General features: G+C 72.5%; 18 protein-coding genes and 1 tRNA gene. 1 reads left to right on the top strand and 18 read right to left on the bottom strand.

Annotated elements, in window-relative coordinates; genetic code table 11:
- Positions 1-2: 2 nt before the first annotated feature.
- From phsA to CP973_RS08105, 10 genes are all read right to left on the bottom strand, one after another.
- On the bottom strand, positions 3-1,832 hold the full coding sequence (gene phsA / locus CP973_RS08145; protein WP_150238877.1) for an O-aminophenol oxidase PhsA: 1,830 nt from the start codon (positions 1,830-1,832) through the stop codon (positions 3-5).
- A 255-nt stretch (positions 1,833-2,087) separates the two neighbouring features.
- Positions 2,088-2,321: a hypothetical protein gene (locus CP973_RS08140; RefSeq protein WP_004571982.1), complete on the bottom strand. Its 234-nt coding sequence runs from the start codon at positions 2,319-2,321 to the stop codon at positions 2,088-2,090.
- A 3-nt stretch (positions 2,322-2,324) separates the two neighbouring features.
- Positions 2,325-2,549: a hypothetical protein gene (locus tag CP973_RS08135; RefSeq protein ID WP_150238875.1), complete on the bottom strand. Its 225-nt coding sequence runs from the start codon at positions 2,547-2,549 to the stop codon at positions 2,325-2,327.
- A 172-nt stretch (positions 2,550-2,721) separates the two neighbouring features.
- Positions 2,722-2,794: transfer RNA gene (locus CP973_RS08130), tRNA-Ala, on the bottom strand.
- Between the two features lie 151 nt (positions 2,795-2,945).
- Complete coding sequence (locus tag CP973_RS08125) at positions 2,946-3,599, bottom strand: histidine phosphatase family protein (RefSeq protein WP_150238873.1); 654 nt, start codon at positions 3,597-3,599, stop codon at positions 2,946-2,948.
- The gene (gene rsfS, locus CP973_RS08120) at positions 3,596-4,030 is read right to left on the bottom strand and encodes a ribosome silencing factor (protein ID WP_030588905.1); all 435 of its coding nucleotides are present in this window, start codon (positions 4,028-4,030) and stop codon (positions 3,596-3,598) included. The genes CP973_RS08125 and rsfS overlap by 4 nt, the downstream gene beginning before the upstream one ends.
- A gap of 109 nt (positions 4,031-4,139) precedes the next feature.
- Entirely contained in the window at positions 4,140-5,984 is a 1,845-nt protein-coding gene (locus CP973_RS08115) for an LCP family protein (RefSeq protein ID WP_150238871.1), read from the bottom strand.
- A gap of 60 nt (positions 5,985-6,044) precedes the next feature.
- The gene (gene nadD / locus CP973_RS08110; RefSeq protein ID WP_150238869.1) at positions 6,045-6,674 is read right to left on the bottom strand and encodes a nicotinate-nucleotide adenylyltransferase; all 630 of its coding nucleotides are present in this window, start codon (positions 6,672-6,674) and stop codon (positions 6,045-6,047) included.
- Between the two features lie 52 nt (positions 6,675-6,726).
- The gene (locus CP973_RS39900) at positions 6,727-6,888 is read right to left on the bottom strand and encodes a hypothetical protein (RefSeq protein ID WP_004571988.1); all 162 of its coding nucleotides are present in this window, start codon (positions 6,886-6,888) and stop codon (positions 6,727-6,729) included.
- Between the two features lie 181 nt (positions 6,889-7,069).
- Positions 7,070-7,267: a hypothetical protein gene (locus CP973_RS08105; protein WP_150238867.1), complete on the bottom strand. Its 198-nt coding sequence runs from the start codon at positions 7,265-7,267 to the stop codon at positions 7,070-7,072.
- A 141-nt stretch (positions 7,268-7,408) separates the two neighbouring features.
- On the opposite strand from CP973_RS08105, the gene CP973_RS08100 reads away from it, so the two are divergent.
- The gene (locus tag CP973_RS08100; RefSeq protein WP_150238865.1) at positions 7,409-8,527 is read left to right on the top strand and encodes a M48 family metallopeptidase; all 1,119 of its coding nucleotides are present in this window, start codon (positions 7,409-7,411) and stop codon (positions 8,525-8,527) included.
- Between the two features lie 252 nt (positions 8,528-8,779).
- On the opposite strand, the gene CP973_RS08095 is transcribed toward CP973_RS08100, so the two are convergent.
- From CP973_RS08095 to rplU, 8 genes are all read right to left on the bottom strand, one after another.
- Positions 8,780-9,880, bottom strand: a complete 1,101-nt coding sequence (locus CP973_RS08095) for an SCO2583 family membrane protein (RefSeq protein WP_167538287.1) — start codon at positions 9,878-9,880, stop codon at positions 8,780-8,782.
- Between the two features lie 135 nt (positions 9,881-10,015).
- The gene (locus tag CP973_RS08090; RefSeq protein ID WP_150238861.1) at positions 10,016-10,645 is read right to left on the bottom strand and encodes an SCO2584 family spore wall biosynthesis protein; all 630 of its coding nucleotides are present in this window, start codon (positions 10,643-10,645) and stop codon (positions 10,016-10,018) included.
- Between the two features lie 116 nt (positions 10,646-10,761).
- Positions 10,762-12,153, bottom strand: coding sequence for a glutamate-5-semialdehyde dehydrogenase (locus CP973_RS08085; protein WP_280119015.1), 1,392 nt, complete (start codon positions 12,151-12,153; stop codon positions 10,762-10,764).
- Positions 12,154-12,374: 221 nt separating this feature from the next.
- On the bottom strand, positions 12,375-12,869 hold the full coding sequence (locus CP973_RS08080) for a hypothetical protein (RefSeq protein ID WP_150238857.1): 495 nt from the start codon (positions 12,867-12,869) through the stop codon (positions 12,375-12,377).
- Positions 12,870-13,217: 348 nt separating this feature from the next.
- A complete protein-coding gene (gene proB / locus CP973_RS08075; RefSeq protein WP_466119496.1) occupies positions 13,218-14,336 on the bottom strand; it encodes a glutamate 5-kinase in 1,119 nt (372 codons plus the stop codon).
- Between the two features lie 145 nt (positions 14,337-14,481).
- On the bottom strand, positions 14,482-15,918 hold the full coding sequence (gene obgE, locus CP973_RS08070; protein ID WP_150238856.1) for a GTPase ObgE: 1,437 nt from the start codon (positions 15,916-15,918) through the stop codon (positions 14,482-14,484).
- Positions 15,919-16,059: 141 nt separating this feature from the next.
- Positions 16,060-16,317 carry a 50S ribosomal protein L27 gene (gene rpmA / locus CP973_RS08065; RefSeq protein ID WP_150238854.1) on the bottom strand — a complete coding sequence of 86 codons (258 nt, stop codon included), beginning with the start codon at positions 16,315-16,317 and terminating at the stop codon, positions 16,060-16,062.
- Positions 16,318-16,331: 14 nt separating this feature from the next.
- Positions 16,332-16,652 (bottom strand): 50S ribosomal protein L21, encoded by a 321-nt coding sequence (rplU, locus tag CP973_RS08060; RefSeq protein ID WP_150238852.1) that lies wholly within the window; start codon positions 16,650-16,652, stop codon positions 16,332-16,334.
- Between the last annotated feature and the right edge of the window lie 161 nt (positions 16,653-16,813).

The following is a 16,813-nucleotide window of genomic DNA, read 5'->3' as shown; positions in this document are numbered from 1 at the left end:
TCTCAGTGGTCGCCGTGGCCGTGGCCACCGGGCGGGTGGTGATGGAACTTCAGCACCTCGCGGGGCATGACGACGAACGGGCGCATCATCCCCATGTCCTCGTGCTCCAGGATGTGGCAGTGGTACATGAACCGGCCCGTGGCTCCCCGGAAGCGGCCGATCACATTCACCATCTCGCCCGGCGGTACCTGTATGACGTCCTTCCAGCCCTGGTCGCCGGGGGTTATCGGCTCCGGGCCGCCGTAGTCGAGCGGGGCACGGGTGCCGCCGAGATCGCGGTCGTACGGGGTGTTCGGGTCGGCCGGGTAGCGGTGCCGGGCCAGCACCTGGAAGTCGACGAGGTGGAGGTGCATCGGGTGGCTGATGCCGCCCAGGTTCAGGAAGCTCCACTGCTCCCAGTCGCCGTGCCGGACCAGGTGGCCGAGCGCGTCGTCGAACATCCGGGCCGTACGGCGGTAGGTGCGGACCTCGCCGTCCGCGCCGCGGATCTGGACGACCCCCTCGGAGGGGATCCGCACGTCCGTCTCGGGGACCTCCCGCATCTCCCACATCTCGGGATGGTAGTTGCCGACCGCGCCGGGCGGGGTGAGGGCGATGAGCCGGTGCTCGTGGGCGGGGACCGTGTCGTGGGTGAGCCGCTCGAACGACGGTGAGATCACCTTCGGCAGTACGAACGGGTCGGGCACCCGCGCCGCGTCCACCCGGAACTGCATCACGTCCGGATACGCCACCCTGGGGTCCGCGTTGACGAGCCGGAGTGTACGGCCGCGCAGCCGGGCGAAGTCGACGAGCACGTCCAGCCGCTCGGCGGGCGCGACGGACAGTTCTTCGTCCCCCGGGACCGGGCGCGGCAGCAGCCCGCCGTCCGAGCCGATCTGCCACACCGCGCCCGTCACCGGCACACCGGTCGCGTCGTCCACCAGCCGGAGCCGGAAGGTGCGGCTGTTCGCCGCGTTCAGCACCCGGAAGCGGTACCAGCACGCCTCGACGTCGGCGTAGGGCCAGATGACGCCGTTGACGAGGGTGTACGGGCCGACGAAGGGCTGGGTGACGTTCCTGCCCTCCTTGTCCAGTCGCCCGATCAGGGTCTTGTGGAGCAGACGGCCCGTCAGGCGGCCCTCGGTGTCCGTGTCGAGGTTGCGGTCCTGGATGACGAGCGGTATCTCCCGCCGCCCGGAGGGCAGATGGAGCATGTCCTCCTCGTCGTCGCGGACCAGGTACATGCCCGTCAGGCCCGCGAAGACGTTCCACCGCGTGATGTCCATGGCGTGATCGTGGTACCACCACGCCGTCGCACGGTGGTCGTTGGGATATTCCGCGCGCTGGGTGTCGCCGGGCAGGACGGCGTTCTCCGACCAGCCGTCGTTGCCGCCGCCGGTCACCGCGCCGTGCACGTGGGTGACCGTCCAGGGCGGGAGGGCGGCGACGCCGTCCAGCAGCGTGCCGTCCCCGCGGCCCGGCCGGTCGGTCGGCGGCGGCTCGCCGGCGGCCTGCTTCGCCTCGAAGGCCGTCACCGGGTGGGCGCCGGTGAGGCGGTTGCGCCAGTTGACGCGCAGCCGCCGGCCGCGGCGCACCTCGATCGTCGGGCCCGGGTAGTGCCCGTCGTACGCCCACACCTTCGTCGGCGGCAGCTCGGAGTGCAGCCGCACCCAGGTGGTGGTCTGGTCGATGTCGATGCCGCGCAGCGCCTCCTTGCGGCCCGGCCGCAGGACGGGCGGGACGCGCAGCGCGTCGACGAAGGGTGTCAGCCCGGCCATGGCCGCCCGCTTGTGCGCCTCGCGGGGCGGATGTGCCGGTACTTCCCGGACAGAGCTGATGGTCATGTCGCTCATGACGCGACCCCCGTAGTGCTTCCCCCGTGCCGCCGGCCGTCTCCGGCGGCAGCTTTCCCCACGTCAACGCACGGGCGTTCGGGCGGAGTTCCGCCTTCACGGAGAAGTGGGCGAAAGATTGGGCGCGCCCGCCGGACCAGAGATCGCTCGCGCCTGTCGCACCATCGGCCGCGCCCGGCCGTCCCCGCCCGCTGGCCCCCCAGGAGCCCGGCTCCAAGCCGTGGCGACCAAACCGTGACGACTGAGCCGTCGCGACTAAGCCGTGGCGAACGAATAGAAACGCTTCAGCGTGCAGTGCTCGTCCAGCAGCCGCCCGTAGATCGGCTCCCCGTCGAGTTCACGGTACGTCTCGATGGGGTCGCCTTTTATGACGAGCGCCCGCGCGCACTCCTCGCACCAGTACTGGTAGTCGGCGTTGACCGGCTCCATGTCCCGGACGATCGGCGTTCCGCTGCCGCACCAGTCGCATTTCCTGCTGTGAGCGCCCATCCGTCAGCTCCAGCTGTGGCCGCAGGCCGTACACACGAACGAGATGCCGCCGTTGTCGCCGAGCACCTGTGCCACGTGGGGCGAGCCGCAGGAGGGGCACTGGAGGACGGCACCGGCGGGCCGGGCGGAACGGCTGGGGACGGGCGCGGTCTCCGGCAGCGGGCCGGGTCCCTGGGCCACGGGCGCGGCGAACAGGTCCTCGACCTCCTCCATGATGCTCGTGGGCATCGCGTCCTCTCCTCCCCTGCCGGCGCCGTCCGAATTCTGCCACGGACCGCCGACCGGGTCAGTCCCGCTGCCGCGGCGGCTTCGATCAGCGACCGGCGAGGGCCTGCCGCCGGAGCGCCTGGATACGCAATGATCCCGCCTCCCTGAGCGGGAGACGGGATCATCCGAGGTGTGGAGCTAAGGAGAATTGAACTCCTGACCTCCTGCATGCCATGCAGGCGCTCTACCAACTGAGCTATAGCCCCGGGTCTTGTTCCGCTCCTCCGGGGTTTTCCCCGGCGGCGCCGCGAACAAGAAGAACTTTAGCCTGCGACCTGCCCGGATGTGAAATCCGGTCCCTCCGGGCCTCCGGCGGGGCGGTCCGCAGGGCCTCGCGGCGGCCCGCGGAAGGCCCGCTCAGGTGTCGTCGCCGAGCACCGGTTCCGGCAGCGTGCCGGCGTTGTGCTCCAGCAGGCGCCAGCCGCGGGCGCCCTCGCCGAGCACCGACCAGCAGCAGTTCGACAGGCCGCCCAGGCCCTCCCAGTGGCGCGACTCCAGGCCCAGCAGCCGTCCGATGGTCGTACGGATCGTGCCGCCGTGGCTGACCACGACCAGGGTGCCGCCGTCCGGCAGCTTGTCCGCGTTGCGCTCCACCACGGGGGCCGCGCGGTCGGCCACCTCGGTCTCCAGCTCGCCGCCGCCGCGCCGCACGGGCTCGCCGCGCTTCCACGCCGCGTACTGCTCGCCGTACCGCTCCACGATCTCCTCGTGGGTCAGGCCCTGCCAGGCGCCCGCGTACGTCTCGCGCAGCGCTTCGTCGTAGGTGACCTCCAGGCCGGTGACGGCCGCCAGCTCACCGGCCGTGGCGGCGGCGCGGCGCAGGTCGGAGGCGATGACCGCGTCCGGTTCGAGGGCCGCGAGCAGCCGGGCGGCGCGGCGCGCCTGGGCCAGGCCCTCCTCGGTCAGCTCGATGTCGGTGGTGCCCTGGAAGCGGCGCTCCAGGTTCCACGCCGTCTGGCCGTGGCGCCACAGGACTATGCGGCGGCCCCGGCCGCCCTTGGTGCCGTTCAGCTCAGCTCTCCGTCCTGCTCGGCCGCGGTGGCCTCGGCGTGCGCCGCGGCCTTGCCGCGCGTGGCCTTGGCCTCCTCGGGCAGGTCCAGCTCGGGGCAGTCCTTCCAGAGCCGCTCAAGGGCGTAGAAGACGCGCTCCTCGCTGTGCTGGACGTGGATGACGACGTCCACGTAGTCGAGCAGCACCCAGCGGGCCTCGCGGTCGCCCTCGCGGCGCACCGGCTTGGCGCCCAGGTCCTTGTTCAGCCGCTCCTCGATCTCGTCGACGATCGACTTGACCTGGCGGTCGTTGGGGGCCGAGGCCAGCAGGAACGCGTCGGTGATCGAGAGCACGTCGCTGACGTCGTACGCGATGATGTCGTGCGCGAGCTTGTCGGCGGCCGCCTGCGCGGCGGCCTGGATGAGCTCGATGGAGCGGTCGGTGGCGGTCACAATCCAGCTTTCGGGATCGGTGGTCAGGTACCCACCAAGGGTCTCACGGACCGCCGACACTCCCGCCGGACTTTACGGGCGGGGGCCCGGTGCCGGGCCCCGCCCTCCCTCAGCCCTTGTAGTCCTGCCCCAGGACGATGGTCACGTCCGCGTTCGGGGCGGCCTTGCCCTGCTTGACCGCGCCGGCCGGCAGGCCCAGCGTCTTGGCGGCCTCCTCGGCCTTCGCCTTCTGGGCGGCGTCCGCGTACGTCACCTCGGAGGCGGGCTTCGCCGCCGCCGTACCGCCGTCGACGAACGAGTAACCGCCGTTGACCAGGGCGATCCGCGCCTTGTCGGTCGCCTCCTTCTTGCCGGTGGCGTTCTGGACGCTGATCCGGGCGGTGGCGCCGGGGTCGGTCTTCTTGAGGGTGCCGCCCAGTACCTCCTTGACCACGCTGTCCGCCGCCTGCTGGGTGAGCGTGCCGTCCGGCTGCACCGGCAGCAGGGTGGTCCCGTAGGCGCCGGACTTCGCCAGCTCGGCCCGCTGGGCGAGCGAGCTGCCCAGCTCCGCCTCGGTGAGCGGCGGGTCCAGGACCTGGAGGAGCGACTTCACGGTGGCCGTCGCGCCGTCCGCGTCACTGGAGACCTTCTTCAGGGTGGCCTGCATCACCTGGCCGAAGCGCGCCAGCTGCTTGGTCTGCGGCTCGCCGGGCGCCTGGTAGGTGGCATACGCGACGGCCGCCTGGCCGTTGAGCTCCTGCGCCTTGCCCTGCTTGACCAGCGGGTTGTCGTCCTTCTTGGCTCCGGGGACGGTGGCGTCGGTGTCCACCGTGATGCCGCCGGTCGTCTCGACGAGGTTTTCCAGGTACGGGGTGTCCAGCCGCCAGCTGGCCTTGATGTCGGCGCCGAAGAGGGTGTTCAGGGCCTCCCTGGTGGGGTCGATGCCCTGCTCCTTGACGGACTTGGCCAGGGTCGTGGCCCCGCCGTCCTCGGTGGAGACCGCGAGGTTGTTGGGCAGCAGGACGGTGGTGCCCTTGTGGGCGCCCTCGTTGTCCACCAGGAGCGCGGTGCTGCTGTTGCCCTTCGGGTCCTTCAGGTGCACGACGAGCACATCGCGTTTCTGCCCGGCGGCCCCGCCCTCCTTGCCCGCCTCGGCACCCGAGAGGCCGGGCAGTTTGCCCGCCCACCACAGGTAGCCGACGCCGCCGAGGAGCAGCAGGACCAGCAGCACGATCAGCATGACCTTCCGGCTGCGCCCGCGCCGCTTGGCCTCCTCGCGCCGCTCGGTGCGGCTCTCGGTGAACTTGAGCCAGTCGATGACGTCTTCCGAGTCCTCGGTCGGCTCCTCTATGAACGAGAACTGTTCGGTGCGGTAGTCCGTGTCCGGGGCGCCTCCGGGGCCCGGGGCCGCCGTCCGTTCCGTGGTGTCCGCCGTCCGGCCGTGCGGCGCCCGGCCGTCGGCCTCCTGGGCGGGCGGCTGGGCAGGCGGCTGGACGGGCTGCCCGTACGGCTGCTGCTGCGGCTCCTGATAGGAGACCTGCTCGTACGACGGCTGCGCCGACTGCTGCGGGATCCACCCCTGCTGTTGCTGCTGGTGCTGCTGGTGCGGTGCCTGCTGCTGTTGCTGGTGAGCCTGCTGGGGGTTGCCGTACTGGTCGTACTGCTGGTCGAACTGCTGGCCGTACTGGTCCTGGGGGGCCTGCTGGTGGCCGTACGGGTCGTAGCCGTACCCCTGGTGCCCCGATCCGGGCTGCTGCTGCCCGTACGGGTCGTACGGGGCCTGTCCGCCGTACGGGTCATAGCCCACCGGCTGCCCGTACTGGTCGTACGCGACCTGCTGCGGCGCCTCCTGGTAGACCGGCTGTCCGTAGGCGTCATAGGCGTACGGCCGGCCCTGCTGAGGCGCTTGCCGTCCCTGCTGCTCCTGGTGGGCATACGGGTCCTGCGGCACGTACGGGTCCTGTCGGTCGTTCACCGGTGCCCCTTTCCGTGAGCCCCGTCGGCGGCCGTCGTCGGCGGCCGTCGTCAGCAGATGTCAACGGCCGTCGTGGCCGGCCGGGTCCTCGCGGTACAGCTCGCGCTTGTCGATGTAGCGCACGACGCCGTCCGGAACCAGGTACCAGACCGGCTCCCCCTGGGCGACGCGCGCCCGGCAGTCGGTCGAGGAGATGGCCAGGGCCGGCACCTCGACCAGGGACACCGCCCCTTCGGGGAGCCCGGGGTCGGCGAGTATGTGCCCGGGCCTGGTCACCCCGATGAAGTGGGCGAGCGAGAACAGCTCCGGCGCGTCGTGCCAGGTCAGGATCTGGCCGAGCGCGTCGGCGCCGGTGATGAAGAAGAGGTCCGCGTCACGGTGCTGGTCGCGCAGCTCGCGCAGCGTGTCGATGGTGTAGGTCTTGCCGCCGCGGTCGATGTCGATGCGGCTCACGGAGAACTGCGGGTTGGACGCGGTCGCGATGACCGTCATCAGATACCGGTCCTCGGCCGGGGACACCGTCTTGTGGCTCTTCTGCCACGGCTGCCCGGTCGGCACGAAGATGACCTCGTCGAGGTGGAACTGGCTGGCCACCTCGCTGGCGGCGACCAGGTGTCCGTGATGGATCGGGTCGAACGTTCCGCCCATCACTCCGAGCCGCCGCTTCACGGGCCCTGTCTGCTCTCCCATGCGTGCAGACCCTACTGGGCGCAGCGGGGTGCCGGGGTCCGGGTGCCCGCCCTCAGCGGTCCCGGTTGAAGCGGGTGGTGATCCACAGCAGGAGAAGCAGGGCAATCAGGGCACCGCCGCCGGTGACGAACGGGCTGAGGCTTTCGTGGCCGCCCCCCTCCTGACCGCCTTCGGCGAGGGTGACCAGGTGCTGTGCGGTGGTGTGCAGGCTCATCGTCGGCTAGGCCAATCCAGGATGGGTTCGGACAGAGACTTCCGCCACATCGTATGCGTGAGCCCGGTCGCGGCTCACGCCGACTCCGCCAGGAGGGCGCTCGCACGCCCGTGCGCGCGGGTGCGCGCGGTGCCCGCCCCCGGCGGACGAGCGGGCGGACGGCGGTACGGGACGGCGCCGGTCAGCGGCGGTCGTCGCCGTGGCCGTTGTCGTTGCCGTTGCCGTCCCTGTCGTCCTTCCCGTAATTGCGCAGCAGGATCCACGCGAGGAACACCGCGCCGAGGATGCCGACGATCAGGACGGTGCGCAGGACCCAGCCTGGCCCGTCGTTCTTCGAGGTCTCCGCCGCGGCGGCGAGCAGCACGCTCGTGTTCGGCATGAGTCAAGCGCTCCCTTTGTACGGGCATGTGGGCATCTGCGCGCCCCTGGTGCGCTCGCCAGCGTACGCCTGGGCATCCAAACGGCTGTCAGTGGCGTCCTCTAGTCTGAATCCCACGCAGTCGAACAGGGGGAGGCCCCAATGACGGAGAGCCCAGGCGGCAGCGAGCGCGTACCGAGCCGGGACCGCAGGCGGTTCCCCGGAATCTCGTCCCGCGCCTACGAGCACCCGGCGGACCGCTCCGCGCTCGTGGCACTGCGCAAGCTGAGCGGGTTCGACACCGTCTTCAAGACGCTCAGCGGCCTGTTGCCGGAGCGCAGCCTGCGGCTGATGTTCCTGTCGGACTCGGTGCGGGTCAGCGACCAGCAGTTCGCGCACCTCAACGACATGCTGCGCGACGCGTGTTACATCCTGGACCTGGAGAAGGTCCCGCCGATGTACGTCAACCAGGACCCGCAGCCGAACGCCATGTGCATCGGTCTGGACGAGCCCATCATCGTCCTGACCACCGGCCTGGTCGAGCTGCTCGACGAGGAGGAGATGCGCGCGGTCATCGGCCACGAGGTCGGCCACGCCCTGTCCGGCCACGCGGTCTACCGCACCGTGCTGCTGTTCCTGACCAACCTCGCGCTGAAGATCGCCTGGATCCCGCTGGGCAACGTCGCGGTGATGGCGATCGTGACGGCGCTGCGCGAGTGGTTCCGCAAGTCGGAGCTGTCGGCGGACCGGGCCGGCCTGCTGGTCGGGCAGGACCTCCAGGCGTCCATGCGCGGCCTGATGAAGCTGGCCGGCGGCAACCACCTGCACGAGATGAACGTCGACGCGTTCCTCCGGCAGGCCGAGGAGTACGAGGCCGGCGGCGACCTGCGCGACTCCGTCCTGAAGGTGCTGAACATGCTCCCGCGCAGCCACCCCTTCACCACCGTGCGCGCCGCCGAGCTGAAGAAGTGGTCCGCCAGCCGCGACTACCAGCGCATCATGGACGGCCACTACCCGCGCAAGGAGGAGGACAAGGACACCTCGGTCTCCGAGTCCTTCCGTGAATCCGCCGCGCACTACGCCGAGTCGGTGCGCACCAGCAAGGACCCGCTGATGGGCCTGGTGCGCGACATAGCCGGCGGCGCCGGCGACCTGGGCGGCAAGCTGCGGGACACGGTCTTCCGCGGCGGCTCCCGGCCCGGCGGGCCGGGCGGCGCCAACGGCACCGGCGGCACGGACGGCCCGGACGCCAACGGCCCGGAGGGACCGGCCGGGCGCTGACGGCGGGGAAGCACCAACGGCGGGGAAGGCGAGGGCCCGCTCGGGCGCCGACGGCCAGGGAGGCAAGGGCCCGGCCGGGGGCGCCGACGGCCAGGAGGCAAGAGCCCGGCCGGGGCGCTGACGGCCCGAAGAGGCCTGGCTCTGCTGGGCGCCGACGACCCGAAGAGGCCTGGCTCTGCTGGGCGCTGACGGCCCGAAGAAGCCCGGCTCGGTGGGCGCTAACGGCCCGCAGGGCCTGGGCTCGGCCGGCCGTCAGCGGCCCGTAGGGCCCGGACTCGGCTGGGCGCCGGCCGCCAGCTTTCCGCACAGCCCCGTGTTCGCCCGGCCGCGGGCGTACGGATCGGTGCCCTCGGGGCCGGTGTCCGCGGCGCGCTGCCCCGCGAGCAACGGGCGCAGTTCGCTCGCCGCGCCGGCGGAGCAGGACATCGGCCCCGCCTGGAGGCTGCTCTGCAACACCTCCAGGCGGTGGTCGTTCAGATCGTCGCGCCCGATGCGGAAGCGCAGATCGCGGTGCACGGTGAACAGCGAGGCGGCGGGGGCCTGCCGGGCCGCCGTGCCCTTCGCGGTGACCGGACGCACCGCGTAGGCGAAGGTGAAGTCGGCGCTGACCTCCAGCGCGTCCGCGCTGACCTCGGTGGCCGAAAGGGTGCCGCTCACCCGCACGTTGGGGTCCGCCAGCTCCACCCAGTCCGGGTCGAAGCGGGTCAGCCAGCCGGTGGCCGCGTGCCGCCCGTCGTCGGCCGGATGCGCCAAGCTCCGGTCGAACTGGTCGAGTTGGCTGGGTTTCAGCAGCAGGCCCACCGGCCGTACGGACCCGCCCGTCAAGGTGGCCGGGTCGATCGAGGAGCGCACGAGATAGTCCTTGACGATGGACAGGGCGGAGACGACCTGGCCGTCGGAGAAGTGCTCGGTGCGGCCGACGGCGGGCAGGTTGACGCCCGCGGCGCCGACGCGGTACTGCGCCGCCGGGCTGCGCGCGAAGAGGTCCGCCGCCTTCCCGCCCGGCACGGCGCCGGACGGCGCCAGCGGCACGACCGTGGACCGCAGCGGCTCGGCCGCCATCGGCTCGGGCGGCCGGTACGGATGCCGGATGCCCATGTAGATCGCGGTGCCGAAGGCGACGACGATCAGCAGCGCGAGGATGACGGCCTGCCGGGCGCCGCCCAGCCGGGCCCAGGCGTGCCGGGTGCGTACGGCCCGTGCGTGGTCCCCCATGCGTTCCCTTGCGGAGTACTCCTGAAGGCGTGCAGCCCGTACAAACGATTCGTCGAAGACGACGGATCGGTATTCGTCCTCTCCGCCTCCCGCGGCGCCCTCGGGGGTCCCTTCGGGAGGGTCACCAGCACCGGCCATACCACAAGAGTAGGTCCGCGGGGCCGCCGGTAAACGCCCTGGTACGGGACAAGTTCGGCGGGCCGTTACGGAGCCGCGCCCCCCACTTGCGGCGTGCCGGGCGCCCTGACGGAGGCGTCCGGCGCACCGGGGCGGTCAGTGAGCGCGCGGCGTGGCCGGTACGGGCGGCGCCTCGGAGGCGGCCGAGGCGGACGCCGAGGGCAGGACGCTGGGGCGGACGGCCGGCGGGCCGTCCACGCCGCTGGTCGCGGGCGGTGGTGTCGGGTTCTGGGTGCGCCCCCCGGAGGCGCCCCGGTAGACCGCGGAGAAGGCCAGCGCGACCAGCCCGATCCCCATGATCACGGCGAGCACCCAGGCCACCGGTCGGTGCCAGCGGACGCTGGAGCGGTACGGGCGCAGGGCACCACCGTAAGGGCCGTACGGGCCATAGGGGCCGTACGCGTCCGGGTCGGCGGCCGCACCGGCGTCGGCGGAGCCGCGGCCGTGTCGGCGGCCGGAGCCACGGGGCCGGCCGTCCGGACCGTCGGCGTCCGGGTCGGTGCCGAAGCCCGGGCGGGCGCGGGCCGCGTCGGCCTCGGCGCGGGCCCGGGCGGCGGCCAGCATCCGTTCGACCGCGGTGGGTTCGTGGAAGCGCGCGGACCGCACGAAGTCCTCGTCGAGGACCACGGAGGCGAACTCCTCGTCCGCTGCCCCGTGGCTCGGATGGCGGTGCTCGTCGGGCTCCTCGCCGTCCGGGAACGGCTTGCCCCCCACGTCGTCCGGCACCCGTCCAGACTAGCCCCGGGCGGCCGGTCGTGGGCGGGGAGATACGGGAATTCCGCGCGCACCGGTGTGCCGCCCGCCCGTACCGCCGGAGTGTGCGGCGCTCCCCGCCCGTCCGGTCAGCGCGTGTGGCCGTCCCCCGTGACCACGTACTTCGTCGAGGTCAGCTCCGGCAGCCCCATCGGGCCGCGGGCGTGCAGCTTCTGCGTCGAGATGCCGATCTCGGCGCCGAAGCCGAACTGGCTGCCGTCGGTGAAGCGCGTGGAGGCGTTCACCGCGACCGTCGTGGAGTCCACGAGCTGGGTGAAGCGGCGGGCCGCCGCCTGCGAGGTGGTCACGATCGCCTCGGTGTGGCCGGAGGACCAGCGGCGGATGTGCGCCACCGCGGCGTCCAGGTCCTGCACGACGGCCGCGGCGATGTCGTACGAGAGGTACTCGGCCGCCCAGTCCTCGTCCGTGGCGGGCGCCACCAGGCCGGGACCGGCCTGCTGCCAGGCCGTGTCGCCGTGCACGACCACCCCGGCCTGGGTCAGCGCCTCCAGCGCCCGCGGCAGGAACGTCTCGGCGATGCCGGCGTGCACCAGAACCGTTTCGGCGGCGTTGCACACGCTCGGCCGCTGCGCCTTGGAGTTGATCAGGATGTCCAGGGCCATGTCGATGTCGGCGTGCTCGTCCACGTAGACATGGCAGTTTCCGGTGCCGGTCTCGATCACCGGGACGGTGGACTCCTCCACGACCGTACGGATCAGCGAGGCGCCGCCGCGCGGGATCAGCACGTCGACCAGGCCGCGCGCCCGCATCAGCTCCCGCACCGAGTCCCGGCTCTCGCCCGGCACGAGCTGTACGGCGTCGGCGGGCAGGCCGACGCTCGCGACCGCGTCCCGCAGCACCTCGACGAGGACGCTGTTCGTGGCGTAGGCGGAGGACGAGCCGCGCAGCAGCACCGCGTTGCCCGACTTCAGGCAGAGCGCGGCGGCGTCCACGGTCACGTTCGGGCGGGCCTCGTAGATGATCCCGACGACGCCCAGCGGGACGCGGACCTGCCGCAGGTCGAGGCCGTTGGGCAGCGTGGAGCCGCGCACCACCTCGCCCACCGGGTCGGGCAGCGCCACCACGTCCCGGACATCGGCGGCCATCGCGGTGACCCGCTCCGGGGTCAGGGTGAGCCGGTCCACGAGGGACTCGCCGGTGTCCGCGGCCCGTGCCTTGGCGACGTCCCCGGCGTTGGCGGCGACGATCTCCTCCGTACGGGCCACCAGGGCGTCGGCGATGGCGAGCAGCGCGCCGTCGCGCGCGGTGCGCGGCTGCGGCGCCAGGACGGCCGCCGCTTCCTTGGCGCGCCGGGCGGTCTCGATGACGGGTGTGGAGTGCGCTGATTCGCTGGTCATGGCGGAAAGCCTAGCCGGGCGGCGGACCGGGACCCGCCGCGTTCCAGTGACCGAGACGCCGCGGTCCGGCGGGGTCAGTTCCGCAGAACACCGCGGTCCACCGGGGGCTGTGCCGCAGGGCACCGCGCTCTGCCGGGGTCCGTCCCGCACGACACTGCGGTCCACCGGGTCCGTGCCACAGGGCACCTCCGACTACCGAGGCCCACCCCACACGACACCCCGGTCCACCAGGGCCCACCCCACCCCACACGACACCGCCGTCCACCAGCCCCGTCACACACCGCCCCTCAGAACGCGACCCCGCCCGCCGATCCCGCCCGTACGGACGCACCTCCGTCCGAGCCTCAGTACGGGTGCACCCCCATCCGAGCGGCAGGCGGCGGCCCGTAACCCTCCGCGACCCGCTGGTGGTACGTCTCCCGGTCGATGACCTCCAGGCCCACGATCTCCCACGGCGGCAGCCCGGCCGAGGAGCGGTGCTCGCCCCACAGGCGCAGCGCGACCGCCGCCGCGTCGTGCAGGTCGCGGGCCTCTTCCCAGTAGCGGATCTCGGCGTGGTCGCCGGCGTAGCGGCTGGTCAGCAGGAAGGGGTGGTCGTGTGCGAGCTGTTCGAGGGCCCGCCGGACCTCCTGTACGGGGGCCTCGGCCCCCGAGACGCTGAGGGTGACGTGCCACAGCCGGGACGCCTCGCGCCGCTCGCCCGCCGGCCGCCCGTGCGCCGCCGGCCCCGGCCCGGCCCGGTCGTCGTCCGCCGCGCCGGCCGGACCGGCGGCCCGGACGCTGGTCAGTGCGCGTTCCGCCGTCCCTCGGGGCAGTGCCCCTGGGCGCCCTCGTCTCACCGGCGGCCTCCTGTTGTGCGTAGCGCTCCGCTCGTCCGCGCGGAGCCGATCGATGCGGTCCTCTTCGCCGTTGCCGGCCGCCGCGGGACGCGCCTGCGCGCCGGGACGCCCCGGGGCACCGCGCGTCGCGCTGCTCCGGGCCCCGTTCGCGGGCGGTTCCTCGGCAGTGGTCCGGCACTGCTTGTGACGTAGCGCGCGCTCGCGCGCGGGACGGCGCTCCCCTGACGCGTCCCCGCAACAAAGTTGACCAGCCCGCGGCCCGTCGCGGGGGCTTTTTCGAGAAGGTCTCCGTGGAAAGGCTGGTCTTTGGACCGATCCCGGTCGGTTCGCCCTCCCTCGTGACAGGTGTCAGTGGTCCAGTACGACCAGATCGTCGCGGTGCACGACCTCGCGTTCGTACGCGGGCCCGAGTTCGCGGGCGAGGTCGCGGGTGGAGCGGCCGATCAGCCGGGGGATCTCCCGGGCGTCGAAGCTGACCAGGCCGCGGGCGACGGCGCGGCCCGTGGTGTCGCGCAGTTCGACCGGGTCGCCGGCGCTGAACTCGCCCTCCACCGAGGCGATACCGGCCGGCAGCAGCGAGGAGTGCCGCTCGACCACGGCCTCGACGGCCCCGTCGTCCAGCACCAGCGCGCCGCGCGGGGTGGAGGCGTGCGCCAGCCACAGCAGCCGGTCGGCGGAGCGGCGGCCGGTGCGCAGGAAGTGGGTGCCGGTGGGGCCGCCGGACAGGGCTTCGGCGGCGTGTACGGCGGAGGTCAGCACGACCGGGATGCCGGCCGCGGCGGCGATCCGGGCCGCCTCGACCTTGGTCACCATGCCGCCGGTGCCGACGCCGGCCCGGCCCGCGCTGCCGATCGAGATGCCCTCCAGGTCGGCCGGGCCGCGTACCTCCGCTATCCGGGAGGTGCCGGGGGTGGCCGGGTCGCCGTCGTAGAGCCCGTCCACGTCCGAGAGCAGGACGAGCAGGTCGGCCCGTACGAGGTGGGCGACCAGGGCGGCCAGCCGGTCGTTGTCGCCGAAGCGGATCTCGTCGGTGGCGACGGTGTCGTTCTCGTTGACGATCGGCACGGCGCCCATCGCCAGCAGCTGGTCCAGCGTGCGGAAGGCGTTGCGGTAGTGGGCGCGGCGGCTGGTGTCGTCGGAGGTGAGCAGGACCTGGCCGACACGGCGTCCGTAACGCGCGAAAGAGGCGGTGTAGCGGGCGACCAGCAAGCCCTGGCCGACGCTGGCGGCGGCCTGCTGCCGGGCCAGGTCGCGGGGCCGCCGGTCCAGGCCCAGCGGCGCCAGGCCGGCCGCGATGGCGCCGGAGGAGACCAGCACGATCTCCTTGTCCTGGTGCTTGGCCAGCACGTCCACCAGCGCGTCCACCCGGTCGGCGTCCAGGCCGCCGCTCGCCGTGGTCAGCGAGGACGAGCCGACCTTGACCACGATCCTGCGGGCGTCCGTCACGTCCTGCCTTGCGCCTGCCACTGCCTGCCCCTGTGCTCGTCTGTCCCACACCGCCGCGTACGGAGGTTTCCGTGCGCGGCGCTCCGCGTACCACCGCACTCTACGGGCGGAAGGCCCCCGTGCTCCCGGGAGCCTCCCCGTTGCCCCGTGGGCGCGGGTCCGGCCGTCAGAAGGGCTGGAAGCCCTCGTACTCCTGCTCGGCCTCGTCCCGCGCCGCCTCGCGGTCGCGGCGGCGCTGCACCGCCGGGCGCGGCGCCTCCATGCGGTGGTCCTCGCCACGGCGGCCGAGCATCTCGGCGCCCGCCGCCATCATCGGCTCCCAGTCGAAGACGACCGCGTTGTCCTCGGGGCCGATCGCGATGCCGTCGCCGGCGTGCGCGCCGACCTTGCGCAGCTCGTCCTCGACGCCGAGGCGGTTGAGGCGGTCGGCGAGGTAGCCGACGGCCTCGTCGTTGTTGAAGTCGGTCTGGCGGACCCAGCGCTCCGGCTTCTCGCCCCGTACGCGGAAGAAGCCCTCGCCCTCCGGCGTGACCGTGAAGCCCGCGTCGTCCACGGCCTTCGGGCGGATGACGATACGGGTGGCCTCCTGGGCGGGCTTGGCGGCGCGGGCCTCGGCGACGATGCCGGCCAGCGCGTACGACAGCTCCTTCAGGCCGGTGCGCGCGACGGCCGAGACCTCGAACACGCGGTAGCCGCGCTCCTCCAGGTCCGGGCGGATCATGTCGGCGAGGTCCTGCCCGTCCGGAATGTCGATTTTGTTGAGGACGACCACCCGCGGCCGGTTGTCCAGGCCGCCGTACTGCGCCAGCTCCGCCTCGATGACGTCCAGGTCGGAGACCGGGTCGCGGTCGGACTCCAGGGTGGCGGTGTCCAGTACGTGCACCAGCACCTCGCAGCGCTCGACGTGCCGCAGGAACTCCAGGCCCAGGCCCTTGCCCTGGCTGGCGCCGGGGATCAGGCCGGGTACGTCCGCGATGGTGTAGACGGTGGAGCCGGCCGTGACCACGCCGAGGTTGGGCACCAGGGTGGTGAACGGGTAGTCGGCGATCTTCGGCTTGGCGGCCGAGAGCACCGAGATCAGCGAGGACTTGCCGGCGCTCGGGTAGCCGACCAGCGCGACGTCCGCGACGGTCTTGAGCTCCAGCACGATGTCGCGCGCCTCGCCGGGCTCGCCGAGCAGCGCGAAGCCGGGCGCCTTGCGGCGGGCGGAGGCCAGCGCGGCGTTGCCGAGGCCGCCGCGGCCGCCCTGTCCGGCGATGAAGGTGGTGCCCTGGCCGACCATGTCGGCGAGCACATTGCCCTTCTTGTCGAGGACGACGGTGCCGTCCGGGACGGGCAGGACCAGGTCCTGGCCGTTCTTGCCGTTGCGGTGGTCACCGGCGCCGGGCTGGCCGTTGGAGGCCTTGCGGTGCGGGTGGTGGTGGTAGTCGAGGAGCGTGGTGACGTCCTGGTCGACGACCAGGATCACGTCGCCGCCGCGGCCGCCGTTGCCGCCGTCGGGGCCGCCGAGCGGCTTGAACTTCTCGCGCATCACGGAGGCCACGCCGTGGCCTCCGTTACCCGCGGCGACGTGCAGCTCGACGCGGTCCACGAAGGTGGTCATGGTGCGTGCCTCCAGGTACGACGGGAATGTCTCTGTACTAACACGCCAAGGGCGGACCGGCCTTCCCGCGCTGCTGCGGGGTAAGGCGGTCCGCCCTCGGAGTGGTGCTGCTGAGCTATCGCCCGATGCCGAAGTGGTGGGTCACTCGGCGATCGGGACGATGTTCACGACCTTGCGGCCACGGTGGGTGCCGAACTGCACCGCACCCTCGGCCAGGGCGAACAGGGTGTCGTCGCCGCCGCGGCCGACGCCCGTGCCCGGGTGGAAGTGGGTGCCGCGCTGGCGGACCAGGATCTCACCGGCGAGGACGGTCTGACCGCCGAAGCGCTTCACGCCGAGCCGCTGAGCATTGGAGTCGCGACCGTTCCGAGTGGACGATGCGCCCTTCTTGTGTGCCATGTCTCCTCAGTCCCTTACTTCGCCGGAGCGTCGATGCCGGTAATCTTCAGCGCGGTGTGCAGCTGGCGGTGGCCGATCCGCTTCTTGTAACCGGTCTTGTTCTTGTACTTCTGGATGCGGATCTTGTCGCCCTTGTGGTGGTCCACGACCTCGGCCTGGACCTTCACGCCGGCCAGCACCCACGGGTCGCTGGTGACCGACTCGCCGTCCACGACGAGCAGCGTCGAGAGCTCGACGGTGTCGCCCGCCTTGCTGTCGGAGATGCGGTCAACTTCGATGACGTCGCCGACAGCAACCTTCTGCTGGCGGGCGCCGGTGCGCACGATGGCGTACACGCGGAACTCTCTCTCACTCGATACGGGCCCACTGATGCCAGCCGCTCTCACGGGTTCGTGACGATCCCGTGGAATCCGGATCGGACGAGCGGCCTCCCCCGGCGAGCCGGGAGGTGTGTGCTCAGGGGTTCGGCGTACTACAGACGCCGACGGTCAAGGTT

Source organism: Streptomyces albofaciens JCM 4342 (assembly GCF_008634025.1).
Taxonomy (GTDB): Bacteria; Actinomycetota; Actinomycetes; order Streptomycetales; family Streptomycetaceae; genus Streptomyces; species Streptomyces albofaciens.
The sequence above is the reverse complement of the archived record's forward strand: the minus strand, read 5'-3'. Positions and strand labels throughout refer to the sequence as shown.